This is a genomic window from Massilia putida, from assembly GCF_001941825.1.
Lineage (GTDB): Bacteria > Pseudomonadota > Gammaproteobacteria > Burkholderiales > Burkholderiaceae_D > Telluria > Telluria putida.
The window spans coordinates 4,170,443-4,196,611 of record NZ_CP019038.1 but is presented as its reverse complement, the minus strand read 5'-3'; the positions used below and the strand labels follow the sequence as shown (position 1 = coordinate 4,196,611).

Here is a 26,169-nt window from a genome sequence, read left to right as displayed (position 1 = left end):
GTCGATGAATGATGAATCGGTAAAGCCGCATCAAGCCTGCGCCAGCAGGTGATCGGCCACGCGCAGGGCGTTCGCCGCGATCGTCAGGCTCGGATTGGTGCCGCCGGACGACGGGAAGAACGAACTGTCGACGACATACAAATTGGCGAGCCCGTGCGCGCGGTTATTGCGGTCGAGCACGCTCTGTGCGGGATCGTCGCCGAACCGGCACGTGCCGCACACGTGGGCGATGCGCTGGTTGTTCTCGGCCTGTTTGATGAGCTTGAAGCTGTAGCCGTCGAGCACCTCACGCATCCGTGCGCGAAAGCCGGCGATGCGCGCACGGTCGGCGTCGCGCACGCGGTATTCGATGGCGAGACGGGCGCCTTGCGCATCGGCGCGCGCCGGCTCGACGCGGTTGTCGGCATACGGAAAGTCCTCGAGCGTCGCGGCGAGGATCATGCGCCGGTGCACGAGACCGTCGAGCACCGGCGTGACGAACGGCTTCGCCAAGTTGAACAGCGGCGCCACCCACGGCAGCGGGCCCTGGCGCAGGTCGTCGGCCACGGACGCCGCCAGCGTGGCGGGCGGCGGCAGGCGGCCGAACGATTGCACGGAGCCGAGTTTCTGCCCGTCCAGCAGATAAAAATCGTTAAACGCGAGCTCTTTTTGGCGATTGTCGAACTCGCCCCTGAGCTTGGGCGCGATCAGGTACAGGTCGATGTGGTGGCGCATCAGGTATTTGCCGACGAGACCGGAGGCGTTGGCCAGGCCTTGCGGCCACGCGTTCGAGGCCGAGTCGAGCAGGATGCGCGGCGTCTCGAGGGCGCCGGCGGCCAGCACGACGATGGGCGCGCGCACGGTGAACCGGTTGCCGCCCCGCTCGCACACGACCCCGGTGACGCGGCTGCCGTCCGCGTCCAGCGCCACGACCTCGCACTCGTCGAGCAGGCGGGCGCCGTGGTCGCGCATGGCGGGCGCCAGGCACATCTTCCCCGCGTCGTTCTTGCAGGCGCGGCTGCACAGATAGCCCTGGCAGCCGCTGCAGCCGTCGACGAATTCGCAGGCCAGCGGCAACCGGTACGGATGCAGGCCGCGGCCCTCGAAGAAGCCGAACAGTTCCGCGGACCCCGGCGTCAACGGCGGCGACGGCAGCAAGTGTTCGCGCTGCCCGTCCGCACGCAGCGGATCCGCCGTGCCGCGCACCCGGAACAATTGCTCGGCCTTGTCGTAGTACGGCGCCAGCTCGTCGTAGGCGACGGGCCAGCGCGGCGGCAGGTCGGCGCCTGGCGGTGCCTGGTAGTGATCGGCCGCGGCGAAATCGGATGGAAAGAAGCGCTCCAGCGCCATGCCGTACAGCGCGCTCGAGCCGCCCGCGCCGGATCCGATGAAGGGGACGAAACGCTGGGTGCACGGCGCCGAACGGTCGACGATCTGGTCCGGATAGCGGCCGGCCCGTTTCAGGATGTCCCGGTGCGCCGGCTGCGGCGCCTCCGGCCGCGGAAAGGCGTCCTCGGCGTAGCGGCCCACGAGGTCCGGGTGGGCGGCGCCCTTGTCGAGGAACAGCACGCGGCGGCCCGCGCGCGCCAGCGCGTAACCGAGCGTGGCGCCGCCCATGCCGGTGCCCACCACGACCGCATCCCAGTTCTGGTCGATATCAAACGATTCGGACATAGTTCCCCCAGCCGAGGCTCAGGCCGCCTGCGACTCGTTGTGCTTCGTGATAAACGCTTTATGAAACAGATGCTGCGCCAGCAACAGCGGCGGCATGCGCAGCCAGTTCCCGCGCACGTACAGCGCAAAGCGCGCCGGACTGCTGAGCACGTCGTCGCAGCTCGCATGCAGCGGCAGCAGCGCCCGTCCGAACAGCCGGTCCATCAGCCACAGCAGCGCCGGGTTCGGCCCGTCCGATACCACGGCGGCCTGCACCGCCGGCGGGACAACCGTGCCGAGCAGGCGTGGACAATAGCGTAACGCATAGAACAGCGGCCGCCCCAATTCGAGCTCGCGGGCACGCGCCGGCAACGCGTCCCAGAAGCCGGGCTCGGCGCCGAATTGGCCCAGCAGCCGGTGCAAGTCGACCAGGTCGCGCAAGCCCTTGTCGAATTCGCCATCGAAGAACAAGTGCACGGCACTGTGCAGCACCATGTCGGCCGGCGACAATGTGGCCAGTTGCGGCTCGCCCGCGATCGGACGGGCCGCGGCGCGCAGCTTGTCCGGGTCCGGACGGACGGGCGCCGTCTCCGGCAGGATCGCGTGGTGCACGTCGATCGAATTGCCGCGCCGGGCGTGCTGCATCGGCGGCAGCTCGTGCATCCATTGCCGGTAGTAGCGCTGGTCGTAGGCGTCGTGGTGGGTCGTGATCCAGCCATGCATCATGAGCGCCGCCTCGACCTCGGGCAGGCGCGCCTTGGGCACGAGAATGTCGATGTCGGAAAACAGCCGGCCGCGGCCCGCGTCCAGGCCCGCCATCGCATACGCGGCGCCCTTGAGCAGGATCAGCGGCAATCCGAGCCCTTCCAAAGCACGGCCGATCTGGCGGACTTCGTAGCGCGCCGCCTGGGCATGGCCGGCCGCGCCCACGCGCGTCCACTCGAGGTGCGCGCGCGGCGCGGCGGGGACCGTATCCAGCAACCCCGCATCTTCCAGCAGCACGAGCAGGTACGCATCGAGGTTGGCGGCATCGGCCTGGCGCAGCAGCAAGTCCCAGCCGGCACCGTCCAGGGCGCGCACGGCGTGCGGATCGCGCAATACGCGTATCAAGAGAGGCAGGCCCGTCATGCCGGCCCCTGCGCGAGGCGCTCGAACAACGCCATCGCATCCGGCAGGCTGCTGTAACGGAACGTGTACGTGTCGCTGGCATCGATCAGCGCGCCGAGGGCGGTGAAGCCGCGCGCGCCCAGCACCTGGTAATTGAAGCAGTTGTCGGCCACCTGCATGAAGGCGCGCGCCTTGGGCAGCGGATCCAATGCGATGGCGGCGCCGGCCTCCCAGCGCGGGAATACGATGCAGGCCGGCTTGGCCGGTTCGAGGGCGCGGGCGATGCTGTCCTGCGGCGCCTTCAAATGGGCGATCGTCCCCTTGGTTGTTTCCTCCACGGGACGGCTCAGCACGGCGTCGGGACGGAAGGCGCGGATGATGTCGATCGAGGCGTTCTTGAGACTGACCGGACGCGGCAGCGGCACCAGTACGCCGTCCCCGAGGTGCACGAGGGTCAGCTCGTCCGACAGCAAACGCCAGCCGTGCCCCAGCAGCGCGGCCGTCAGGGTGCTCTTGCCGGAGCCGGGCGGCGCCGGCAGGATAATCGCGCGGCCATGTTTTTCCAGTACGGCCGCGTGGATGATCAGGTAGCCGTGAGCGCGGTGCGAGACGCACCAGTTCATCGTCCATTCCAGCATCGGATAGGCCTGCCCCAGCGGCAGCGGCTGGAACGGCGTCGTGCCGTCGTAGGTAAAATGAACCTGGGAACGATGCCAGCGGCGCAGGCCGCCCGAACGCTGCAATTCGAGGTGGAAATCGACGAAGCCGCCCGCCGGCTCGACGGGGTAATCGGCATACATCAGCGCGAGGCCGTCGATCAGCGGGGATACGTCGCTGCGGATGCGGTTGGTGAACGGCCCCGTGCGCAACACGAGACCGTCGCCGGACAGGCGCGCCGTGAGTTCGGCGCGCGACAGCGAACCGACCGTCAGCATGGTTCGATCAGGTCCAGTCCGGCCAGCGCGACCAGCATCTCGTCGATCAGGGAAACGAGGTTGTCGTCGCCGGCATCGAAGCGTTCGGCCAGGCGGGCGGCCAGCATGACGGCATCGGCGGGTTCATCGCGCAGTGCAAGGAGCAGGTCGAGGGCGGCGCCGTCCAGCAAGTGGGTACTGCCCGACAAGTCGTTGTACAGCACGGCTTCCCCATCCCATTCCCGGCAGGCCAGCGCCTGGCCAGGCGTCAAACGCCACATGCGTGTCGCCGCCTGTCAGTCGTGGATCGAGCTGAGGTAGTTCGCGACCTGGGCATTGTCCCAGTACACCCCGGCGGTCGGGCTGTAGCGGCCCGTCGTCTGCAGCTCGCTCCACATGGTCTGCAGGTCGGTGACCTCGAGGAAGCCGACGTACTTCGCCAGGATATTCAGGTATGCCGCCACCAGGTGCATGCCGACATTGTTTTTGTCGAAGTCCTGCGGGTTCAGCATGTCGTCCAGCTTGGCGCAGAAATACGAGCCCGGCTTGTAGTAGCTGCCGTTGGGGTAGGAACTCGCCCGGACCGGACACACCGTGCCGGAGCTGGCCGCATAGAACACGCTGTTGAACATGAGATCGCGCGAGACCGGCCACGCGTGTTGCGGCTGTTTCCAGTAGCCCGGCGATAATCCGCTGCACGCAGGTGCTTTCGGTCCGTAGTGACTCGTCGACAGGCCGTTCGACAGCGAGCCCGAAGGAGATCGGCACACCATCGACGCCATCGCCGATTTGCTTTCCAGCGTCGCGAGGACGCCGGCGCCCATGCCGATCCGGGCCAGGCGGCGGCGGGCTGCCCCGCGTTGAGTCAAGGACGGCGCCGTTTGAATCTTGTCGTTATCTTGATGTTCGGTAGCCACGTGCGTTCCCCAAAATGTTGTCGCGCTCACTGAGGGCGACCAGAACCTGAACAAGCAAGTTTTGCGCCAGCATGCTGCCAGGAAGAAAAACTTACATTAAAATCAGGTGCTTATTTTGGTGCCGTACCACCCAGCAACTACTATTGTAAGTTGGAATGCTGGGCGATGTAAAAAATATCGACGAATCTTGTGTCAGAAGAAGCTTTCCGGAATGACCAAAACGTCCCCGGGACGCATCGGCACGTTGGCCGAAATGTCGCCTTCCTTGATCAGATCGTCCAGGCGGACGTTGAACCGTTGCTGTTTGCCGTTCACGTTGCGGATCAGGCTGGCGCGATTGCCGGCCGCGAACTCGGTGGTGCCGCCGACGGCGATCATCACGTCCATCAGACTCATGTCACGGCGGTACGGCAGCGCCTGCGGCTTGGCAGCCTGGCCGATCACGCGGATCTGCTCGTCGTAATTGCCGACGAAGCTCGTCACGACGACGGTGACGACAGGCTGCTGGATGTATTTGGCCAAGGCTTTTTCGATGTCGCGCGCGAGCGCGGTCGAGGTTTTGCCCGCGGCCGGCAGGTCTTCGACGAGCGGCGTCGTGATCTTGCCGTCCGGACGCACCGGTACCGACATCGACACTTCCGGATTGCGCCAGACGATGATGTTGACGGCGTCCCCAGGACCGATCAGGTATTGCGTATCCGTCACCTGCGTCTCGACCGGCTGTTGGCCGCGCGTAGCGCAGCCACCCAGCGCCAGCGCGCATGCGGCGGCGAGCATCATCGCCGAATGTTTCATCAGGTTCGCCTTGTACTTGCCCACGTCAGATCCCTTTCGGTAAAGCCGTTGTTATAAAGCCATCAACAGCTTCGTATTGTATAACATAGTGCTCAACGAAAAGACTGCGCACAATAGAAATTGTTCTGCTCACTTTTTCTTCAATAAATCACGCACATGGTTGGCCGGGATGGCATACGTGATCCCGCTCGGCGCCGTGATCGCCGTCTCCTTGAGCCCTTTCACGAACACGGCATTGATCACGCCCAGGACTTTGCCGGTGGCGGGATCGTAGACTGGGCTGCCGCTGTTGCCGGGATATGCGGTCCCGTCGAGCTGGAAGATATTGAAGGGCGCGCGCTGCAGGGCCGCGATCTGGCGCGGATCGAGGCTGCGGGCGCCGAGCGACGGCCGGACGATGGGTGTGATGGCCGCCAGCGTGGCCCGGTGCGTGGCCGCGTGGAGCCCCAGCGCCATGGCGAGCGGGAAACCCGTCAGCGCCAGTTCCTGGCCTTCCTGGACCGTGTCCGAATCACCCAGCTCGAGCGCGGGCAATGGCGTGCCGCTGAGGCGCAGGTGGGCCAGGTCGTGTTCGTTGTCGCGCGCCACCAGCTCGGCCGGCCGGAAGCGCACCCCTTCGCCATCCGGCAGGACGATGCCGAGCTGCTCCAGTTTGCCGTCGGCCGGGGCGGCCGGGACGACGTGGGCATTGGTGATGACGTCCAGGCCGTCGCCGACGACGAAACCGGTGCCGACGAAGACCGTCGACGGGCTGCGGGTCCGCTCGAACGTGCCGACACCGACGACGGACCGTTTGATGGTCGGAATGATCGCCCTGAGGTCGGCCGCTGGGGCCAGGAGCGGCACGGCCAGGAGGGCGAGTGCCGCGGCCACCCGACGGCGGGCAGGGAGCGACGGGTTGACCGGAGCGGGTACCTTATTTCGAAGCGGCATCAACCGTGCACCCCCTTTTGTATTTTAGACATTACAATAAAGCGCTTGAACTTGAATAATTGCTGCAACGTAAGTCTACGCGATGCGATCCCTCGACGTGCGTTGTTGCCGTTGAAGGCGTACAACGGTTTAACGATTTTTTATTAAATCCGTGCTAATAATTCACGGTTGTTAAGCAAAAAACCGCATGGTCCTCAGATTGCTTGGTGGCATTTGTGTTGCAGATGAGGCACGCCCAAATGAGCCCGCCATATTTTTCTCGCGCGTAATTGCAATTGCTCGGGGTACAAGCGATCATGCAAGGTATTTGATTATTTTTCTGGCCCCTTCCCAAAAGGTCGCGGGCCGTTCATGGCGAGACTGACGAGATGGCAGAGATCACAGCCGTACTTCTTAACTTCCTCAAGGCGATTGGCAAATACCGTTGGCATGCCGTCGTCATTACCTGGGTTGTCGCATTGATCGGTTGGGTGGTCGTATTGCGCCTGCCCAATCAATACGAGGCATCGGCGCGCGTTTATGTCGACACGCAAAGCATCCTGAAACCACTGCTGTCGAGCATGACGACCGTGCCCAATCTGGAACAACAGGTCATGTTCATGCGCCGTACGCTGATCAGCCGCCCGAACGTCGAGCGCCTGATGCGCATGGTCGACCTGGACGTCAAGGCCAAGGACAGCAAGGAACACGACAAGATTGTCGATGAGCTGATGTCGCAGATCAAGGTCTCCGGCACGGAGCGCGACGACATCTATACGCTGACCTATGTGTCCGACAATCCCAAGCTGGGCAAGGACGTCGTATCGTCCCTGCTGACCATCTTCGTCGAAGGCAGCTTCAGCGGGAAGAAGCAGGATTCGGAAAAAGCGGTCCAGTTCATCGACGACCAGATCAAGACGTATGAAGAAAAACTGGCCGCGGCCGAGAACTCGCTGAAGGAATTCAAGCTCAAGAACCTCGGCATGTTGCCGGGCGGCGGCAGCGGCACCGGCGACTTCGGCGGCCAGCTGCAAACGGCGAACGACCAGCTGAGCCAAGCCAGGCTGGAGCTGGCCGAAGCGGAACAGGCGCGCAACGCGATCCGCCGCCAGATCGACGGCGAACCGGCCAAGCCGGGCACCGTGACGGTCGACCCGGCCCTCGTGGACCCGGAACTGGAAGCCCGTATCGCGCAGGCGCAGAAGAACCTGGACAATCTGCGCCTGCAGTACACGGAACAGCATCCGGACGTGATCGCCAACCGCCGCCTGCTCGACCAGCTGCTGGCGCAGAAGGCCGACCTGGCCAAGAACAAGAAGCGCAGCCTCGACCCGGGCGCCAGCTACAGCCCGATGCTGCAGCAGCTGAACGTGTCGCTGTCGCAGGCGGAGGCGCGCGTGGCGTCGATGCGTGCCCGCGTCGCGGAATACGAGAACCGCGTGGCGCGCCTGCGCAACCAGAGCACGACGGCGCCGGAAATCGAAGCCCAGTTCGCCCAGCTGAACCGCGACTACACGGTCAACCGCGAGAACTACCAGAAGCTGGTCGAGCGCCGCGAGTCGGCCCGCCTGTCGGGCGACCTGTCGTCCGCCACCGACATGCTGCAGTTCCGCGTGATCGATCCGCCGACCGTGCCGAACCATCCAAGCGGCCCGAACCGCCTGCGCCTGTTCTCGCTCGTGTTCGTCGGCGCCCTCGTCGCGGGTCTGGCCGTCGCGTTCCTGATGAGCCAACTGCGTCCGACCTTCCTGAGCCAGAGCACGCTGCGCGACGTGACCGGCCTGCCGGTGCTCGGTTCGATCGGCATGAACTGGACGCCGGAGCAGACCGTCAAGCGCAAGCGCCGCCTGTTCGCGCTCGCGAGCTCCGTGCTGCTGCTGTTCGGCGCCTATGGCATCGGGATGGCCGCAATCCTGGTCCGCCCCACGCTTTAAGATTAAGGAGTACACCGTGAGCATCATCGAAAAAGCGGCAAGCCGGATCGACCTGCAGCGCAACGCGCCCACCGTCGCCAAGACGCCGGAAGCGGCGGTCGACGCCATCGAGGCGGCACCCCACGTGGTCCTCGCGCCGGTCGCGCCCCCCGTGCAGCCCGAACCCGCGGCGGCACCCGCGGCAGCCGAGGCGGCACCGCACCCGGCGCAGAAATTCTCGACCCGCCGCGTGGAACTGGACCTGAACCGGATGCGCGACCTGGGCATGGTCACCGCCGCCGGCGGCCGCACGCGCCTGCTGGAAGACTTCCGCGTCATCAAGCGCCCGCTGCTGCAGCGCGCCTTTGCGGAACGCGCCGTGGGCGAAAAGCCGGGCAACCTGATCATGGTGACCAGCTCGCTGCCGGGCGAAGGCAAGACCTATTGCGCGATCAACCTGGCGATGAGCATCGCGATGGAACTCGACCACACCGTGCTGCTCGTCGACGCCGACGTCGCCCGCCCGTCGGTGCTGCGCTCGCTCGGCCTGCCCGCGCACCGCGGCCTGATGGATATCCTGCTGGACGACAAGATCGACATGGCCGACGTCATGCTGCGCACGAACGTCGACACGCTGTCGATCCTGCCGGCCGGCACCAGCACGCCGCGCGCGACCGAGCTGCTGGCCAGCTCGGCCATGAGCACGCTGGTGAACGAGATCGCCAATCGTTATCCGGACCGCGTCGTGATCTTCGATTCGCCGCCGCTGCTGCTGACGAGCGAATCGCGCGTGCTGGCCTCGCACATGGGGCAGATCGTGATGGTGGTCGAAGCGCAGACGACGACCCAGCACGCGGTCAAGGAAGCCCTGCACCAGCTGGAAGGCTATCCGAACGTCAATCTCATCTATAACAAGACCAGGGAGTTCCCCGGCATCGAAGAAACGTATGACTATCACTACGGCTAATTGGGCCGCGCTCAGACTCACGCCGCTTGCGCTGGCGGCGCTGCTGCTGGCGAACGACTGCAGGGCGGAATGGAAAGTCACGCCGACCATCCAGTTGCGTGAATCGTATTCCGACAACGCCGGCAACCAGCCCGACGAACAGGCGCGCGGCAGCTTCATCAGCGAAGCGGCGCCCAACCTGGTCATCTCCGGCACCGGGTCGCGCCTGAAGTTCAATGCCAGCGCGGAATGGCACAAGTACGTCTACAGCAACGACGACATGCCCAACGTGCGCAACAGCGACCGCAGCTACCAGGCGTCCGCCCAGGCCGTCGCCGTCAAGGAATTGCTGTACGTGGATGCCACCGCCAGCGGGTCGCGCCAGGCGGTGTCGGCATTCGGTCCGGTCCCGAACAATTCGTACACGGCCAACAACAGCGCGGATATCCGCACCTGGAGCATCAGCCCCTATCTGCGCCACCGCTTCGGCTCGACGGCGACGATGACGGCCCGCCTGTCGCGCGACTCGGTCGAGAGCGGCAGCAACAGCGGTTTCGGCAACAGCCTGGCCAGCACGCGTGCGTTCGATGTGACCAGCGGCCCCGCGTTCCCCGATCTCGGCTGGAACGTGCATTATTCGCACCAGGACATGAACGCCCAGCTTACGGGCAACACCACGACCGAAAACAGCCTGGCGGGCCTGCAGTACCGGCTCACGCCACATTTGAGCGTCACGTCCAGCGTCGGCTACGACAAATACCAATACCGCGCGCTCGCCGAACGGACGCGCGGCCGCAGCTGGTCGGGCGGCTTCATCTGGCAGCCGTCGTCGCGCACCAGGGTGTCGGCCACGTACGGCCGGCGTTACTTCGGCAAGACGGGTTCGTTCGACGGCAGTTACCGTACCCAGCACAGCATCTGGTCGTTGACCTATGCCGACATCGTCACGACGACGCGCTCGCAATTCCTGATCCCGGCCGCGCTCGACACGGCCGCCATGCTCGACCGCCTGTTCGCCGGCGCGTATCCGGATCCGGTATTGCGCCAGCAGATCGTGCAGGCGTATATGGCGCAGACGGGCCTGCCGCCCACGCTCGCCAACAGCATCAACTACCTGAGCAACCGCTATATGCGCAACAAGCGCCTGCAAGGTTCCGTCACGTTCAAGGGCGCGCGCAGCGCCTTACTGCTCTCCGTGTTCAAGGACCGCACGAACGCCCTGTCGCTGCAGCAGGAAGACAGCACGCTGCTGCCGACGCAGCTAAGTTCCCTGAACGAAGACACGAGCCAGCGCGGCGCCAGTGCGAATTTCGATTACCGGCTGTCCACGCGGACCTCGGCCCACGCCAACCTGTACGGCGCGAACGTGAAATCGCTGCGCACCGGTCTCACCAACGACATCCGCCAACTGAGCGCGGGCCTGAGCAGCCGCTTCGACACCAAGACCACCGGATCGCTCGACCTGCGCCACTCGAAGGGCCGCGTCGGCGTGTTCGACAACCGCGACTACCACGAGAACGCGATCGTGGCGACGCTTACCGTCCAGTATTGAGCCCGCGGAGGCATACGATGTACGAGTCTTTCTACGGATTTTCCGCCAAACCTTTCCAGCTGCGTCCGGACCCGCATTTCTTCTTCGGCAGCAAAGGCCACAAACGTGCCATGGCCTACCTCGAGTACGGCCTCTCGCAGGGCGAAGGCTTCATCGTCATCACCGGTGAAGTCGGCGCGGGCAAGACCACGCTCGTGCGCAACCTGTTCAACCGGCTGCCGTCCGACCAGATCGTCGCCGCCCACATCGTCAACACGCACCTCGACCCCGACGACACGCTGCGCATGGTCGTGTCGGCGTTCGGCCTGCCGTACGAAGGCGCCAGCAAGACGGACCTGCTCACGCGCCTGGAAAAATTCCTGTGCGACGTCGACCACCAAGGCAAGCGCGCCTTGCTCGTGATCGACGAAGCGCAGAATCTGTCGGCGCGCACGGTCGAAGAGCTGCGCATGCTGTCGAACTTCCAGACCGACGACAAATCGCTGCTGCAGACTTTCCTGCTCGGCCAGCCCGAATTCCGCGCCACCCTGCACAGCCCCGGCATGCAGCAGCTGCGCCAGCGCGTGATCGCCAGCTACCACCTGGGCCCGATGGATGCGCAGGAAACCCGCGCCTACATCGAACACCGCCTGACGACCGTCGGCTGGAAAGGCGACCCGTCGTTCGACGATGGCGCCCATGCCGCGATCTACGCCTACAGCGGCGGCATCCCGCGCAAGGTCAACACGCTGATGGACCGCGTGCTGCTGATGGGCTACCTGGAAGAGATGCACGCGCTCGCCGAGCAGGACATCAACACGGTCGTGAAGGACATCAGCGAGGAATTCGAAGTGCCCGATCCGATCGGCACGCCGGCACCGCAGCTGCTGCCCGATGCCGCGACCGAATCGGACGTGGACGCGAGCTACAAGACCGGCCTGCGCACGATCGACCAGCGCATCGGCGAGCGCCGGGTGAGCAGCGTCGAAGTGCTCGACGAACGCATGATGCGCCTTGAGAAGTCGATCGTTTCCGTACTGTCGATCCTGAAGAAAATCGTCGCCACGCCCCAGGGCGCGGTAACCCATCCTATGGACAACCAAGAATGAACATGGTCGAACTCGCCCCGCGGCCCATGCCGGGCCCGGGACAACGCATCCGCAATGCGATGACCTGCGACGTCGAGGATTACTTCCAGGTCTCCGCGTTCGCGCCCTATATCGATCGCGCCAGCTGGCCGAGCCTCGAATGCCGCGTCGAAGCGAATATGGATCGCATCCTCGCGCTGTTCGAGCGCCACGGTGTGCGCGCCACCTTCTTCACGCTGGGCTGGATCGCCGAGCGCTATCCGCAGGTGGTCAAACGCATCGTCGCCTCCGGTCACGAACTGGCCAGCCACGGCTACGGCCACCTGCGCGCATCGGACCAGACCCGTGCCGAATTCGCCAACGACATCCGCTCCGCGAAAGCGCTGCTGGAAGACATCGGCGGCCAGGCCGTGCTGGGCTACCGCGCGCCCAGTTTCTCGATCGGCCGCGACAATCTGTGGGCGCTCGACGAACTGCTGGCAGCGGGTTACCGCTACAGCTCGAGCATCTACCCGGTCGTGCACGACCACTACGGCATGCCGGAAGCGCCGCGTTTCGCGTTCTACCCGAACGGCACCGACGGCCTGCTGGAAGTCCCGATCACGACCGTGCAGATGATGGGCCGTAACCTGCCGGCCGGCGGCGGCGGCTATTTCCGCTTGCTGCCCTATGCGCTGTCGCGCTGGATGATGGCCAAGGTCAACCGCGAAGACGGCCAGCCCGCCCTGTTCTACTTCCATCCGTGGGAAGTCGACCCGGGCCAGCCGCGTCCGGAAGGCCTCGGCGCCAAGGCGCGCTTCCGCCACTACATCAACATCGACCGGATGGAACGCCGTATCGAAGCCCTCGCGCGCGACTTCGCGTGGGACCGCATGGACAACATCTTCCTGAACCGCCCATGAACTCGATCATCGAAGCCGCTGCCGCCAAACGGGCCGCACCCGTACTGGCGACCTCCCCCATGACGCTGCATACGCTGCAGCCGCACGAATACGGCCGCTGGGACGCGTTCGTGCGCGCCTGTCCTGACGCCACCTTCTTCCACCTGTCCGGCTGGCAGAAGGTCATCGAAGGCTCGTTCGGCATCAAGACCTGGTTTTATTACGTGCAGCAGGACGGCCAGATCCTCGGCGTGCTGCCTCTCGCGGAAATCAAGAGCCGCCTGTTCGGCCACTCGCTCGGCGCGATGCCGTTCTGCGTGTACGGCGGTCCGGCCGCGACGAACGATGCCGCGCGCAAGATGCTCGACGAGGCCGCGCACGAACTCGCGCAACAACTCGGCGTCGGCCACCTGGAATACCGCGGCATGCAGCGCTTCCACCCGGACGACGCCAGCTGGCACACGAAGGAACTGTACGTCACCTTCCGCAAGGAGATCACGGGCGACGACGAAGCGAACATGAACGCGATCCCGCGCAAGCAGCGCGCGATGGTCCGCAAAGGCATCAAGCTGGGCCTGCGCGGCGAGGTCGACGCGAACGTCGACCGCATGTTTGAGGCGTATGCGCACAGCGTGCACCGCCTGGGCACGCCGGTGTTCCCGAAAAAATACTTCGCCATGCTGCAGGAAGTCTTCGGCGACGAGTGCGAAGTGCGCAGCATCGTCACGGAAGACAACCGCCTCGTCGCCGCCGTGCTGTCGTTCTACTGGCGCGACGAAGTCGTGCCCTACTACGGCGGCGGCATGGACCTCGCGCGCGAAGTGGCCGGCAACGACTTCATGTACTGGAATTTGATGCAGGCAGCGGCCGCGCGCGGCTGCCGGCTGTTCGACTTCGGCCGCAGCAAGCTGGGTACCGGCGCCTACGACTTCAAGAAGAACTGGGGCTTCACGGCGCAACACCTGCCGTACGAGTACAAGCTGTATGGCGCGAGCGCGCTGCCGGACAACAATCCGCTGAACCCGAAATACCAGCTGTTCATCAAAATGTGGAAGAAGCTGCCGCTGCCGGTGGCGAACTTCATGGGCCCCTACATCGTCCGTAATCTGGGATAACACGATGGAAGACCTGCTGCTGCTGATCCACCGGATCCCGTACCCGCCCAACAAGGGCGACAAGATCCGCTCGTACCACCTGCTGAAGCACCTGGCCCGCCACTACCGCGTGCACCTGGCCACTTTCGTGGACGACCCCGACGACTGGCAACACGTGCCGCACGTCGAGGCGCTGTGCGCCAGCAGCCGTTTCGCCGGCATGAAGCCCCTGCTGGCGCGTGTGCGCAGCCTGCAGGCGCTGTTGAAGAACCGTTCGCTCTCGCTCGAGTACTACCGCGACGCCTCGCTCGCGCGCTGGGTCGACGAGACGGTGTCGAAGCACAAGATCGAGCGCGTGCTCGTGTTCTCGTCGGCGATGGCGCAGTACGCCGACCCGTACCGCTCGGCGCGCCGCGTCGTCGACTTCTGCGACGTCGACTCGGACAAGTGGAGACAGTACGCCGACCAGAAATCGTGGCCGATGAGCTGGTTGTACCGCTACGAGGCGCGCCAGCTGCTCGCCTACGAACGCCGCGTGGCGCGCGACTACGACGCGTCGCTGTTCGTCTCGGCGCCCGAGGCCGACCTGTTCCGCCAGCTGGCGCCGGAAAGCACCGCCAAGATCGGCCACTTCAACAATGGCGTCGACACCGATTATTTTTCGCCCGAGCAGCCGCATGCGAATCCGTACGCGGCGGGCGAACGCGCCCTCGTGTTCACGGGCGCGATGGATTACTGGCCCAACGTGGATGCCGTGCAGTGGTTCGCCGCCGACATCTTCCCGACGCTGCGCGAACGCTTCGCCGACGTGACGTTTTATATCGTGGGCGCGCGCCCGGCGCCGACCGTGCAGGAACTGGCCAAGCTGCCGGGCGTCGTCGTGACGGGCACCGTGCCGGACGTGCGGCCGTACATCGCGCACGCCGCCGTGTCCGTGGCGCCGCTGCGCATCGCGCGCGGCATCCAAAACAAGGTGCTGGAAGCGATGGCGATGGCGACCCCGGTCGTCGTGTCGCCGCAGGCGCTGGAAGGCATCGACGCGGTCCCCGGCAGCGAGCTGGTACTGGCCGAGGATGCCAGCGCCTTCATCGACGCCGTGACCACGCTGCTGGCCGGCCAGGACAGCGCGGCCGCCGCGATCGGCGCCGCCGCCCGCGCCAAGGTCCAGCGCCGCTACAGCTGGTCCAGCAACCTCGCCTGCATCGGGGAGAGTCTCGAATGTTCCTGAAACCGCCGCCCGGCGTGATCAACGCCACCACCGCGCCCATCTCGCGCCAGGGCACCATGCTGATCGCGCTGGCCCTGCTCGCGCCGTTCCTGCTGTACCTGGGCACGGTGCGCTCGATCGTCTCGGTGTGGAACAGTTCCGAGACCTTCGCGCACGGCTACGTGATCCTGCCGATCAGCCTGTGGCTCGTGTGGCGCCGGCGCGAGAATTTCAGCCTGTATCCGCCGAAGCCCTGGCCGCCCGCGCTGGTGCTCCTGGGGTTGCTCGGCGCCGGCTGGCTGGCCGCGCAGCTGGGCGAGGTGCAGGTCGTATCGCAATACACGTTCGTCGCGATGTTCCCCGTCGCCGCGCTGGCCCTGTTCGGCCCGCGCCTGGCCGGCTCGCTCACATTCCCCCTGCTGTTCCTGCTGTTCGCGGTGCCGTTCGGCGAGATCTTCGTCGGCCCGCTGATCCAGTTCACGGCCGACTTCACGGTGTGGGCCGTGCGCGCCACCGGCATTCCCGTGCTGCGCAGCGGTACCCGCTTCGAACTGCCGACCGGCAGCTGGTCCGTCGTCGAAGCCTGCAGCGGCGTGCGCTACCTGATTTCCTCGATCACGCTGGGCTGCCTGTACGCCTACCTGACCTACCGCTCGACCGCGCGCCGCGTGCTGTTCGTGGGCCTGTCGGTCATCGTTCCCGTCATCGCCAACGGCCTGCGCGCGTACATGATCGTGATGATCGGCCACCTGTCCGGCATGGAGCTGGCGACGGGCGTCGACCACATCATCTACGGCTGGCTGTTCTTCGGCCTCGTCATGTTCGTCATGTTCTGGATCGGCAGCTTCTGGCGCGAGGACGGCGCCACGGTGTCTACGTCCGCGCCGGTGGCCGTCGCCGCGTCCATCGCGAAAGCGGCCGGCACGCCGCGCCGCCTGCCGGCGATGGTGGCCGGCGTGCTGCTCGTGTGCGCGTTCTGGCCCGCGCTGGCGCTGGTGGGCGAGCGCGCCAACCACAACCCGGCGCCCGTGCGCCTGGCCGATATCGCCGTGACCGCGCCGCAAACCGCCGACTTCGCGGACTGGAAACCCTTCTACATGACGCCGGACGCGCGCTTCCACCAGGCCTACCAGGCAGGCAGCCTGCCGGTCAGCCTGACCGTCCTGTACTACCGCAACCAGAATCCGGAAAAGAACCTGATCAGTTCCATGAACCGCCTGAGCGGCTACGAGGATGCCTGGCACGAAGTCGACAGCGCGGCGCGCGCCGAGACCGTCGCCGGTACACCCGTGACGCTGCACGAAGGCATCCTGCGCACGCCGCAGGGCGCGCTCATGGTCTGGGCCTTCAAATGGGTCGGCGGGCATTACACGGGCAGCGACTACGTCGGCAAGCTGTGGCAGGCCGCGAACAAGGCCATGATGCGCGGCGACGACGGCGCGGCCGTGATGCTCGCGGTCCCGTACGACAACGACAAGGAACGCACGCGCGCCGCGCTGCACCGGTTCCTGGCCGACCAGGGCGCTGCGCTGGACCAGGCGCTGAACGCGACCCGAACCCACTAATTCATCACGCGACAACAAGAACGGAAACCAAGACCATGCGAGTTCTGCACGTCCTCGACCATTCGATCCCGCTGCACAGCGGTTATACCTTCCGCACCCGTTCGATCCTGCGCGAACAACGCGCGCTCGGCTGGGAAACCTTCCACGTCACCGGCGCCAAACAGAATTCCGGCGACATGCTGGAAGAAACCGTCGACGGCCTGCATTTCTACCGCACGCCGGAATCGAAGGGTGCGCTGGCGAAGATGCCCGTGCTGAACCAGGTGAACGTGATCGACGGCCTGGCCAAGCGCCTGGCCGAGATCATCCCACTGGTCAAGCCGGACGTGCTGCACGCGCACTCGCCGTCGCTGAACGCGATCGCCGCGCTGCGCGCCGGCAAGCGCTTCGGCATTCCCGTCGTGTACGAAGTGCGCGCGTTCTGGGAAGACGCCGCCGTCGACCATGGCACCAGCACGGAGAACGGCCTGCGCTACCGCCTCACGCGCGCCCTCGAGACCTATGCGCTGAAACAGGCCGACGCCGTCACCACGATCTGCGAAGGCCTGCGCCGCGACATCGTCGCGCGCGGCGTCCCGGCCGACAAGGTCACGGTCATCCCGAACGCGGTCGACATCGAAAAATTCTCGATGGGCGGCACGCCCGACGTCGGACTCAAAGAGCAGCTGGGCCTCTCCGGCGCCCGCCTGATCGGCTTCATCGGCTCGTTCTATGCGTACGAAGGCCTGGACGTGCTGCTGCGCGCCGTGCCGAAGCTCGTCGCGCGCATGCCGGACCTGCGCGTGCTGCTCGTCGGCGGCGGTCCGCAGGATGCCCAGCTGCGCCAGATGGCCAAGGACCTGAACATCGCCGACAAGGTCGTGTTCACGGGCCGCGTGCCGCACGACCAGGTCAACAAATACTACGACCTGCTCGACGTGCTGGTGTACCCGCGCCTGTCGATGCGCCTGACCGATCTCGTCACCCCGCTCAAGCCGCTGGAAGCGATGGCGCAGGGCCGCATCCTGGCCGCGTCCGATGTCGGCGGCCACCTCGAGCTGATCGAAGACGGCAAGACCGGCGTGCTGTTCGGCGCCGACGATCCGGAGTCGCTGGCGGACAAGGTCGGTGCCCTGCTGGCCGCGCACGACTCGTGGCCGCAGCTGCGCCAGGCCGGCCGCCGCTACGTCGAGACGGAGCGCAACTGGAAGGTCAGCGTGGGCCGCTATCCGGCCATCTACGGCCGCCTGACGCAGAAGGCGCTGGCGGCATGACCGCGTTGAAGGCACGACGATGAACGCTCCTGCAACCGCGCTCGCGCCGGCCGGCGTCGACACCCGGCCGCTGGTCGTGCACCTCGTGTATTCGCTCGGCGTCGGCGGCCTGGAGACGCTGCTCGTCGACTGCATCAATCGCATGCCGGCGTGGCGCCACGCCGTCGTCTGCCTGACGACCTACACGTCGTTCGCCGACCGCATCGCCCGCCGCGACGTCGAGCTGCACGCGCTCGGCAAGCCGCCCGGCCTCGGCCTCGGCACGCACCTGACGTTCTGGCGCCTGATGCGGCGCCTGCGTCCGACCGTGCTGCACACGTATAACCTGGCCGCGCTGGAGTATGCGTTCACGGCGGCCATGGCGGGCGTTCCCGTGCGCATCCACGCGGAACATGGCCGCGACGCGAGCGATCCGCACGGCCTGAACCCGAAACACAACTTCCTGCGCCGCCGTCTGGTCCCGTTCGTCGACCGCTTCATTCCCGTGTCCGAAGACCTGAACCGCTGGCTCGGCGACGTCGTGCGCATCCCGGCCGCAAAGACGCTGTTCATCAAGAACGGCGTCGACACCGACAAGTACGCGCCCGGCGGCGCGCCCGCCGCGGACTCACCGTTCATCGACGGCGACATCGTGATCGGCACCGTCGCGCGCATCCAGGACGTCAAGAACCACCGCGCCCTCGTCGACGCATTCGCGCAGCTGCGGGCCCGCCTGCCCGGCCTGGCGCCGCGTTTGAAACTCGCGATCGTCGGCGACGGTCCGCTGCTGCCGGCCGTGCGCGAACAGGCCGCGCGCCTCGGCGTCATCGACGCCGTCTGGCTGCCCGGCGCCCGTGCCGACATCGCCGCCGTGCTGCACACGTTCTCGATCTTCGCCCTGCCCTCGCTGGCCGAAGGCACGCCCGTGTCGATGCTGGAAGCGATGGCATGCGGCCTGCCCGTCGTCGCCTCGCGTGTCGGCGGCATTCCCGAAGTCGTGGACGAAGGCGTGCAAGGCTTGCTGGTCCCGGTCGGCGACGTCGACGCGCTGACGACGGCGCTGGCCCGCTACGCGCAGGACGCGACCCTGGCAGGCGCGCACGGCCGCGCGGCACGCGCACGCGTGGAAGACCGATTCAGCCTGCGCGCCATGGTGGCCGCGTATGGCGCCCTGTACGACGGACTTTGCCAAAACAAGGCACACTGACGCGTTACCGTTTCACCCATCGACAAGCAAGAAAGCCAACATCATGTGCGGAATAGTCGGAATCTTTGACACCCAAGGCAACCGGGAGATCGACCGCGAAGCGCTGCGGCGCATGAACGAGAGCCAGCACCACCGTGGTCCCGACGAAGGCGAGCTGTATCTGGAAAAAGCCCTGGGCATGGGCCACCGCCGCCTGTCCGTGATCGACGTGGCCACCGGCCAGCAACCGTTCCTGAACGCCGCGCGCGACGTGGCCCTCGTCTTCAACGGCGAGATCTACAACTATCGCATCCTGCGCGACGAGCTGATCGCGCTGGGCCACGTGTTCCGCACCAAGTCCGACACGGAAGTCGTCATGAACGCCTGGATCGCATGGGGCGAGGATTGCGTGCGCCGCCTGCGCGGCATGTTCGCGTTCGGCGTGTGGGACCGCCGCAAGCAGACGCTGTTCCTCGCGCGCGACCACGTCGGCGTGAAGCCGATGTTTTATTCGCTGCTGCCCAGCGGCCTGTTCGTGTTCGGCTCGGAACTCAAGTCGATCATGACCTTCCCCGAACTGTCACGCAAGCTGAACCCGCGCGCCGTCGAGGATTATTTCGCCTACGGCTACGTGCCGGAGCCGAACACGATTTTCCATAACGCTTATAAACTCAGCCCCGGCCATTCGATCCTGCTGAAGGTCGGCGACCGGGCGGTCCAACCGAAGCGCTGGTGGGATCTCGCCTTCAACGTCGCGCCGGCGCGGCCGCAAGCGGACGTCGAGGCCGAACTGATCGACCGCGTGCGCGAAGCCGTCAAAAGCCAGATGGAATCCGAGGTGCCGCTGGGCGCCTTCCTGTCCGGCGGCGTCGATTCCAGCGCCGTCGTCGCGATGATGGCGGGTGCGAAGGACGGCACCGTCAGCGAGGGCGTCACCACGTGCTCGATCGGCTTCGACGACCCCGAGTTCGACGAGACCCAATACGCCATGCAGGTGGCCCAGCGCTACCGCACGCACCACCACGCGCAGATCGTCGACAAGGACGACTACGGCCTGATCGACACGCTCGCGCACCTGTACGACGAACCGTTCGCCGACAGCTCCGCGATCCCGACCTACCGCGTGTGCCAGCTGGCGCGTCGCCACGTGACGGTGGCGCTGTCGGGCGACGGCGGCGACGAGAACTTCGCCGGCTACCGCCGCTACCGCTTCGCGATGGCCGAGCACAGCGTGCGCTCGAAGGTGCCGGAAGCGATCCGCAAACCGCTGTTCGGCACCCTGGGCAGCCTGTATCCCAAGGCCGACTGGGCGCCGCGCGTGTTCCGCGCCAAGACGACGTTCGAGGCGATCGCGCGCGATCTGGTGGAAGGCTACTTCCACGGCGTGTCGCGCCTGCCGGACCGCCAGCGCGATCAGTTGTTCTCGGATACATTCAAAGGCGACCTGCAGGGCTACCGCGCGATCGACGTGATGCGCGAACATGCCGCGCAGGCGCCGACCGACGATCCGCTGTCGCTGATCCAGTACCTCGATTTCAAAACCTGGCTGCCGGGCGACATCCTGACGAAGGTCGACCGCGCCAGCATGGCCCACTCGCTGGAAGTGCGCGTGCCGCTGCTCGACCACGAGTTCTGCGAATACGCGGCCACGCTGCCCCCGAGCCTGAAACTGCGTGGCGGCGAAGGCAAGTACATCCTGAAAAAGTCGCTGGAACCGCATCTGCCGCACGACATCATGTACCGGGCCAAGAAGGGATTTTCGATCCCGCTGGCGGCCTGGCTGCGCGGCCCGCTGCGCGACGCCGTGCGCGAGGCCGTGCTGGGCGCGCGCCTCGTCGATACCGGCATCTTCAACCGCCGCTACCTGGAAAAGCTGGTGTCCGAACACCACGCGGGCACGGCCGACCACAGCGTGGCACTGTGGTCGCTGATGATGTTCGACGCGTTCCTGCGGGTGAGCGCCGGAGCGTAAGCGCATGCGTGACCTTATCCTCTTAGTGGCGATGCTGCTCAGCATCCCGTTCATCTTCAAGCGCCCCGTCGTGGGCGTGCTGGTGTACGCCGTGTTCAGCCTGATGAATCCGCACCGGCTCACCTACGGCTTCGCCGGCTCATTCCCGTTCGTCATGATCATCGCGGTGGTGACGCTGCTCGCGACCGTGATATCGAAGGAGCAGAAGAAGCTGCCGTTCACGCCGCTCGTCATTCAGCTGATGATCTTGATCTTCTGGGTCACGCTGACGGCCGTGTTCGCGCTCAACCAGACCGGCGCATGGGACGAGTGGAATACCGTGATGAAGACCATGCTGATCGTGGTCCTGACGATCACGGTCACCCGCACCGTCAACGACGTCAAGGCGTTGATTCTCACCGTCGCGCTGTCGCTCGGTTTCTGGGGTTTCAAGGGCGGACTCTGGACCATCCTGACGGGTGGTCACAACGGCTTGCTCGGCCCGCCGGGCACCTATATCGGCGACAACAACACGCTGGCGCTGGCCATGGTCACGAGCGTCCCCGTGATCGTGGCGGTGTCCTCGTTCGCGCCGACCAAATGGACCCGGCGCGCCGCGCTCGGCCTGGCGACGCTCACCGCCATCTCGGCCATCGGCTCCTATTCGCGCGGCGCGCTGCTGGGCGGCACGGCCATGGTGCTGTTCCTCTGGCTGAAATCGAACTCGAAACTCAAGACCGGCGCGCTGCTGGCCCTGGCGATCCCGATCCTGCTCGCGGCCATGCCCGAACAGTGGATGGGCCGCATGCACTCCATCGACAATTACCACGAAGACGCGTCGGCGATGGGACGCATCAACGCCTGGGGGTTCGCGATCAACGTCGCCAACCACTTCCCGCTCGGCGGCGGCTTCGCCACCTTCACGCCGCAGCTGTTCCAGCTGTATGCGCCGGATCCGACCGTGTTCTTCGTCGCGCACAGCATCTATTTCCAGGTGCTGGGCGAACACGGCTACATCGGCCTGTTCCTGTATCTGCTGATGTTCTTTTTCGCCTGGCGCACCGGCACGCGCATCGTGCGCAAATGCGGGACGAATCCGGACTATGCCTGGGCGGCGACGTGCGCCCGGATGTGCCAGGTCAGCATCATCGGCTACATGACGGCCGGCGCCTTCCTGGCGATGGCCTATTACGACCTGCCCTATTACGTCCTGACGATCCTGGTCTGCCTCGAAAAGGTCTTGTTCATCGCACCACAGCCGGACAACACGCCGCCGCTGCGCCTGCCCTTCCTGTCGCGCCGCAAGCGGCAGGCCCGCACGTGGAAGGAACCGGCGCCGGCGCCGGCACCGACGGCGCGCAAGCGTTAGACGAGGACTTCCAGCGCTGTCGGGTGTCCGAGGAAGGCGCCCGGGCTGGCGGACGGGCCGTAGGCGCCCGACTGGAACACGACGATCAGGTCGCCGGCCTGCGCATGCGCCAGTTCCATGCGGTCGGCCAGGATGTCGAGCGGGGTGCACAACGGCCCCGTCACGCTGGCCGGGCCGCTGTCGACGGCTGCCACGCGGTTGCCCACGGCGACCGGATAATTCTTGCGGATGACCTGCCCCAGATTGCCCGATGCGGCCAGATGGTGGTGCATGCCGCCGTCCGTCACGAGGAACACTTCGCCGCGCGAGACCTTGCGGTCGACGACGCGCGTCACGTAGACGCCGCATTCGCCGACGAGGTAGCGGCCCAGCTCCAGCGCCAATCTCGCCTGCGGCAGCGCCGCGGTCAACTTCTCCAGTTCGGGTGCCAGGCGCGCGGCGATGGGTGCCACGTCGAGGCGTTCCTCGCCCGGAAAATACGGGATGCCGAAGCCGCCGCCGATGTTCACCTGGCGGACCGGGCCCGGGGCCGCATCGGCCAGGCGCAGCGCGAGTTCGATGCTGCGGGCCTGCGCGTCGATGATCGCATCCGCGCGCAGGCTCTGCGAACCGGCGAAGATGTGGAAGCCCTGGAAGTCGACGGCGAGTTCTGCCGCCGCGCGCAGCAGGCACGGAACCTCTTCGGCGTCGACGCCGAACGGCTTGGCGCCGCCGCCCATCCTCATGCCGGACGATTTCAGTTCGAAGTCCGGATTCACGCGCAGCGCGATGCGCGGCGCGATGCCCAGCCCCTCGCCGATGCGCGCCAGCGCGACCAGTTCGCGCTCCGATTCGACGTTTACGCACACCCCGGCGGCCACCGCCTGCGCCAGCTCGGCCTCCTGCTTGGCCGGCCCCGCGAAGCTGATGCGTGCGGGCGCCATGCCGGCATCCAGCGCCGTTTTCAATTCGCCGCCGGACGCGACGTCGAGACCGTCGACGAGGCCCGCCATGTGCTGCACGAGCGCCGGCATCGGATTGGCCTTGATCGAGTAATGCAGCAGCACGCCTTGCGGCAGCTGGGCGCGCAGGTCGTGCACGCGCTGCGTGCACAGCGCGCGATCGTAGGCGAAGAACGGCGTGCGGCCCACGCGCTGCGCGAGCCGGGTCAGCGGGATGCCGCCGACCTGCAGGACGTCGTCGACGACGGGAAAGTAAATCTGCGGTGCGTGGCGCGGTTTATTTGTCATGCTTGGTTCGGTTGCAGGGTTTGCCGCAGCAGGTTGCGGTCGATCTTGCCGTTCGGGTTGCGCGGCAGCGGACCGGCGCGCAGGTCGATGTGGGCCGGCACCATGTACGCCGGCAGGCGGCGCTTGCATTCGGCCAGCAGCGCGGCGCTATCGATCGCGCCCTCTTCCACCGGCACCGCGATCACGGCGATCGCCTGTCCCAGCTGCGGATGGTCGATGCCGAACGCGGCCACCTCGGCGACGAGGCCGGTGGCGTGCAGCACGGACTCGATCTCGGTGGGGCTGATGCGGTAGCCGGACACCTTGATCATGTCGTCGCTGCGGCCGATGAAGTACAGATAGCCATCGGCGTCGCGGCGCACCGTATCGCCCGACCACACCGCGAGTTCCGGCACCGGCAGGCCGGGGTCCTGGCCGGGCGCGGGACGGAACCGCTGCGCCGTGCGCGCCGGGTCGTTCCAGTAGCCGAGGGCCACGAGCGCGCCGCGGTGCACGAGTTCTCCCGGTTCATCAACGTCGCACAGGGTGCCGTCCGGACGCACGACGAGGATCTCGGCGTTCGGGATCGCCCGGCCGATCGAATCGGGACGGCGCGCGACTTCATCCGGCGGCAGGTATGTCGAGCGGAACGCTTCCGTCAGGCCGTACATCAGGAAGATCCGCGTGTCCGGCAAGGCTTCGCGCAACGCCTGCACCGTCGGCACCGGCATCGCACCGCCGGAATTCGTGATGAACCGCAGCGTGCAATCGGCCGGCCACGCGAGGCGCGCCAGCGCAATCCACAGCGGCGGCACGGCGGCCAGGCCCGTGATGCGCTCGCGCGCCACCATCGCCACGATATCTTTCGGGAACAGGTAGTTCATCAGCACGACGCTGGCGCCGCGCAGGAAGGCCGTCGTCAGTTGCGACAGGCCGTAATCGAAGCTGAGCGGAAGCACGGCGAGCAAGCGGTCGTCGGCGCGCAGGTCCAGGTAGCTGGCGACGCTCTGCGCACCCGCGACCATGTTCCGGTGCGACAGCACGACGCCTTTCGGCTGGCCCGTGCTGCCCGACGTGTACAGGATCGCGGCGACGTCGGTGTCGATGCGGCGGTGCGGCGCGAACGCTGCGGCTTCGCGCGCCGGCCAGGCCAGCACCGGCAGCGTGACGTTCGCCGTATCGATACCGACGTCGCCGTCGGCCAGCAGCACGGCGCGCAGGTCGGGGCAGCGTTCGAGCACGGGCGCCAGCTGCGCGAGGCGCTCGGCCGTCGTGGCCAGCAGCCGGACGTTGCAGTCGGCCAGGATGTACGCGACCTGCTCGGGCTTGAGCAGTGGATTGACGGGCACGAAGACACAGCCGGCGGCTGCCGCGCCGAACATCGCGGCCACGTTCTCGATGCGTTTTTCCATGTATACGGCCACGCGCGCGCCGGGCGCCAGACCGGCGTCCAGCAGCAGGGCGGCGACGGCGCGCACCTGCGCGGCAAGCTGCGCATAGCTGCAACGCTTGTCGCCGTAGGCGAGGGCTTCGGCGGCGGGCGTGCGCGCCGCACTGTCGAACAGGGAATCGTGGATCAGGTGGTTCATCGATGCCAGGGGTCTGCGCGCGGCAGGGCAAATGCCCATCTTACCAGTTCGGGCCGCGCAGATAAAACAGCTTGCCGGTCGGCGTGTTCATCCCGCGGCACCCACCGCTTTGCGCGCGCCGAGGAACAACGGCGCAAGCAGCGACCGGTACCACTTCGTGCGCCGCTCCGTCAGCTCGCCCATGCCCACGACGCCGAGCAGCAGCAGGCCGAAGAACGGCAACGCCGCATGCACGCCCAGTCCGTTCCAGATCAGGACCGCCAGCGGCATGTGGAACACGTACATCGAGAACGTGAAGCTGGACAGGTAGCGGATCACCCGCTCGCCTTTCAGCAGCAGGTCCATGCCGAGCGAACCGGCCGCGAGGAAGTTCAGCGCCACGATCAGCCCGAGCAGGAAATCGCCGACGAACTGGTTCGAGCCGCGCGCGAGGTCCATCGCTTCGGGCCAGATGCCGCGCATGACTTCGCGGATGCGGGCGCCGACATCGACCCAGAAAAACGCCAGCCCGGCGACCAGGGTGAGCCCGAAGATCCACAGCGCCCTCTTGCGGTCGAGGACCGTCATGTGGCGGTGCAGATAAACGCCGAGCAGCCAGACCGGCATCATCAGCAGGATCTTGGGGCCCGCGATCACGACCGCGCACAGCAGCAGCAGTCGGCTGGGGTGATAGCACCAGATGCCGAACAGGATGTAGTACCAGACTTCGTAGTTCAGCGACCAGAACGGGCCGTTGTACGGCAGCGCGACGTTGCACCACGTCTGCGCGAGGAAGGTCACGTTCAGGCCCACGTCGAGCGCATCGGCGCCGCGCGTGCCCGCGTACTGCATGGCATTCACACCGAATGACGACAGCAGCACGGACAGCACGGCCGCACCCAGCACGACGGGATAGATGCGCGCGGTGCGGTGATGCAGATAGCCGCGCAGTCCCAGCTCGGGACGCGACGCATGCGAGATGACGAAGCCCGACAACACGAAGAAGATGACGACGGCCGAATGTCCGGGCCACGGCAAGGGGTGCTGGGGGAATGCGAGCACCCACAGGTGGGACAGCACGACGATGGACGCCGCGCCGAAGCGGACGAGGTCCAGGTACACCGACAACCCGTGGGGGATTTCGCGTTTCATG

The 26,169-nt window shown here is 66.3% G+C and carries 22 protein-coding genes; 12 read left to right on the top strand and 10 right to left on the bottom strand.

Annotated features, from left to right (window positions below; translation table 11 throughout):
• Window positions 1-30 precede the first annotated feature (30 nt).
• The 7 genes from BVG12_RS20840 to BVG12_RS20810 all read right to left on the bottom strand — a co-directional run bounded on the left by BVG12_RS20840 (window position 31) and on the right by BVG12_RS20810 (window position 6,298).
• Window positions 31-1,653 carry a GMC oxidoreductase gene (locus tag BVG12_RS20840; protein WP_075794079.1) on the bottom strand — a complete coding sequence of 541 codons (1,623 nt, stop codon included), beginning with the start codon at window positions 1,651-1,653 and terminating at the stop codon, window positions 31-33.
• Between the two features lie 18 nt (window positions 1,654-1,671).
• Entirely contained in the window at window positions 1,672-2,760 is a 1,089-nt protein-coding gene (locus BVG12_RS20835) for a nucleotidyltransferase domain-containing protein (protein WP_075794078.1), read from the bottom strand.
• Window positions 2,757-3,674 carry an HprK-related kinase A gene (locus BVG12_RS20830; protein WP_075794077.1) on the bottom strand — a complete coding sequence of 306 codons (918 nt, stop codon included), beginning with the start codon at window positions 3,672-3,674 and terminating at the stop codon, window positions 2,757-2,759. Before BVG12_RS20830 ends, BVG12_RS20835 begins: the two co-directional genes overlap by 4 nt.
• Window positions 3,668-3,934 (bottom strand): HPr-rel-A system PqqD family peptide chaperone, encoded by a 267-nt coding sequence (locus BVG12_RS20825; protein WP_075794076.1) that lies wholly within the window; start codon window positions 3,932-3,934, stop codon window positions 3,668-3,670. The genes BVG12_RS20830 and BVG12_RS20825 overlap by 7 nt, the downstream gene beginning before the upstream one ends.
• Window positions 3,935-3,949: 15 nt before the next feature.
• A complete protein-coding gene (locus tag BVG12_RS20820; protein ID WP_156895696.1) occupies window positions 3,950-4,522 on the bottom strand; it encodes a hypothetical protein in 573 nt (190 codons plus the stop codon).
• A gap of 240 nt (window positions 4,523-4,762) precedes the next feature.
• Entirely contained in the window at window positions 4,763-5,365 is a 603-nt protein-coding gene (locus BVG12_RS20815; protein ID WP_075796481.1) for an XrtA/PEP-CTERM system exopolysaccharide export protein, read from the bottom strand.
• Between the two features lie 129 nt (window positions 5,366-5,494).
• Entirely contained in the window at window positions 5,495-6,298 is an 804-nt protein-coding gene (locus tag BVG12_RS20810; protein WP_075794074.1) for a S1C family serine protease, read from the bottom strand.
• Between the two features lie 368 nt (window positions 6,299-6,666).
• On the opposite strand from BVG12_RS20810, the gene BVG12_RS20805 reads away from it, so the two are divergent.
• The 12 genes from BVG12_RS20805 to BVG12_RS20750 are packed head-to-tail and all read left to right on the top strand — an operon-like array spanning window position 6,667 to window position 22,240.
• Window positions 6,667-8,211, top strand: coding sequence for an XrtA system polysaccharide chain length determinant (locus BVG12_RS20805; RefSeq protein ID WP_075794073.1), 1,545 nt, complete (start codon window positions 6,667-6,669; stop codon window positions 8,209-8,211).
• A 16-nt stretch (window positions 8,212-8,227) separates the two neighbouring features.
• Window positions 8,228-9,157, top strand: coding sequence for an XrtA-associated tyrosine autokinase (locus BVG12_RS20800; RefSeq protein WP_075794072.1), 930 nt, complete (start codon window positions 8,228-8,230; stop codon window positions 9,155-9,157).
• Window positions 9,138-10,688 (top strand): TIGR03016 family PEP-CTERM system-associated outer membrane protein, encoded by a 1,551-nt coding sequence (locus tag BVG12_RS20795; protein WP_075794071.1) that lies wholly within the window; start codon window positions 9,138-9,140, stop codon window positions 10,686-10,688. The genes BVG12_RS20800 and BVG12_RS20795 overlap by 20 nt, the downstream gene beginning before the upstream one ends.
• Window positions 10,689-10,705: 17 nt before the next feature.
• Window positions 10,706-11,776: an XrtA/PEP-CTERM system-associated ATPase gene (locus BVG12_RS20790; RefSeq protein ID WP_075794070.1), complete on the top strand. Its 1,071-nt coding sequence runs from the start codon at window positions 10,706-10,708 to the stop codon at window positions 11,774-11,776.
• Window positions 11,773-12,657 carry an XrtA system polysaccharide deacetylase gene (locus BVG12_RS20785; protein WP_083685266.1) on the top strand — a complete coding sequence of 295 codons (885 nt, stop codon included), beginning with the start codon at window positions 11,773-11,775 and terminating at the stop codon, window positions 12,655-12,657. The genes BVG12_RS20790 and BVG12_RS20785 overlap by 4 nt, the downstream gene beginning before the upstream one ends.
• Window positions 12,654-13,751: a FemAB family XrtA/PEP-CTERM system-associated protein gene (locus BVG12_RS20780; protein WP_075794069.1), complete on the top strand. Its 1,098-nt coding sequence runs from the start codon at window positions 12,654-12,656 to the stop codon at window positions 13,749-13,751. The genes BVG12_RS20785 and BVG12_RS20780 overlap by 4 nt, the downstream gene beginning before the upstream one ends.
• 4 nt (window positions 13,752-13,755) lie before the next feature.
• Window positions 13,756-14,958: a TIGR03087 family PEP-CTERM/XrtA system glycosyltransferase gene (locus BVG12_RS20775; RefSeq protein WP_075794068.1), complete on the top strand. Its 1,203-nt coding sequence runs from the start codon at window positions 13,756-13,758 to the stop codon at window positions 14,956-14,958.
• A complete protein-coding gene (gene xrtA, locus BVG12_RS20770) occupies window positions 14,949-16,502 on the top strand; it encodes an exosortase A (RefSeq protein WP_075794067.1) in 1,554 nt (517 codons plus the stop codon). The genes BVG12_RS20775 and xrtA overlap by 10 nt, the downstream gene beginning before the upstream one ends.
• 35 nt (window positions 16,503-16,537) lie before the next feature.
• Entirely contained in the window at window positions 16,538-17,755 is a 1,218-nt protein-coding gene (locus BVG12_RS20765) for a TIGR04063 family PEP-CTERM/XrtA system glycosyltransferase (RefSeq protein ID WP_075794066.1), read from the top strand.
• A gap of 19 nt (window positions 17,756-17,774) precedes the next feature.
• Window positions 17,775-18,941, top strand: coding sequence for a TIGR03088 family PEP-CTERM/XrtA system glycosyltransferase (locus BVG12_RS20760; RefSeq protein WP_075794065.1), 1,167 nt, complete (start codon window positions 17,775-17,777; stop codon window positions 18,939-18,941).
• 43 nt (window positions 18,942-18,984) lie between these two features.
• Entirely contained in the window at window positions 18,985-20,892 is a 1,908-nt protein-coding gene (locus BVG12_RS20755) for an XrtA/PEP-CTERM system amidotransferase (RefSeq protein WP_075794064.1), read from the top strand.
• 4 nt (window positions 20,893-20,896) lie between these two features.
• Complete coding sequence (locus tag BVG12_RS20750; protein ID WP_075794063.1) at window positions 20,897-22,240, top strand: putative O-glycosylation ligase, exosortase A system-associated; 1,344 nt, start codon at window positions 20,897-20,899, stop codon at window positions 22,238-22,240.
• Here the strand turns inward: BVG12_RS20750 and BVG12_RS20745 are convergent.
• The 3 genes from BVG12_RS20745 to BVG12_RS20735 all read right to left on the bottom strand — a co-directional run bounded on the left by BVG12_RS20745 (window position 22,237) and on the right by BVG12_RS20735 (window position 26,168).
• Complete coding sequence (locus BVG12_RS20745) at window positions 22,237-23,469, bottom strand: pyridoxal-dependent decarboxylase, exosortase A system-associated (protein WP_075794062.1); 1,233 nt, start codon at window positions 23,467-23,469, stop codon at window positions 22,237-22,239. The genes BVG12_RS20750 and BVG12_RS20745 overlap by 4 nt on opposite strands.
• On the bottom strand, window positions 23,466-25,037 hold the full coding sequence (locus BVG12_RS20740) for an acyl-CoA ligase (AMP-forming), exosortase A system-associated (RefSeq protein ID WP_075794061.1): 1,572 nt from the start codon (window positions 25,035-25,037) through the stop codon (window positions 23,466-23,468). Before BVG12_RS20740 ends, BVG12_RS20745 begins: the two co-directional genes overlap by 4 nt.
• A gap of 87 nt (window positions 25,038-25,124) precedes the next feature.
• The gene (locus BVG12_RS20735; protein ID WP_156895695.1) at window positions 25,125-26,168 is read right to left on the bottom strand and encodes an acyltransferase family protein; all 1,044 of its coding nucleotides are present in this window, start codon (window positions 26,166-26,168) and stop codon (window positions 25,125-25,127) included.
• Window position 26,169 lies beyond the last annotated feature (1 nt).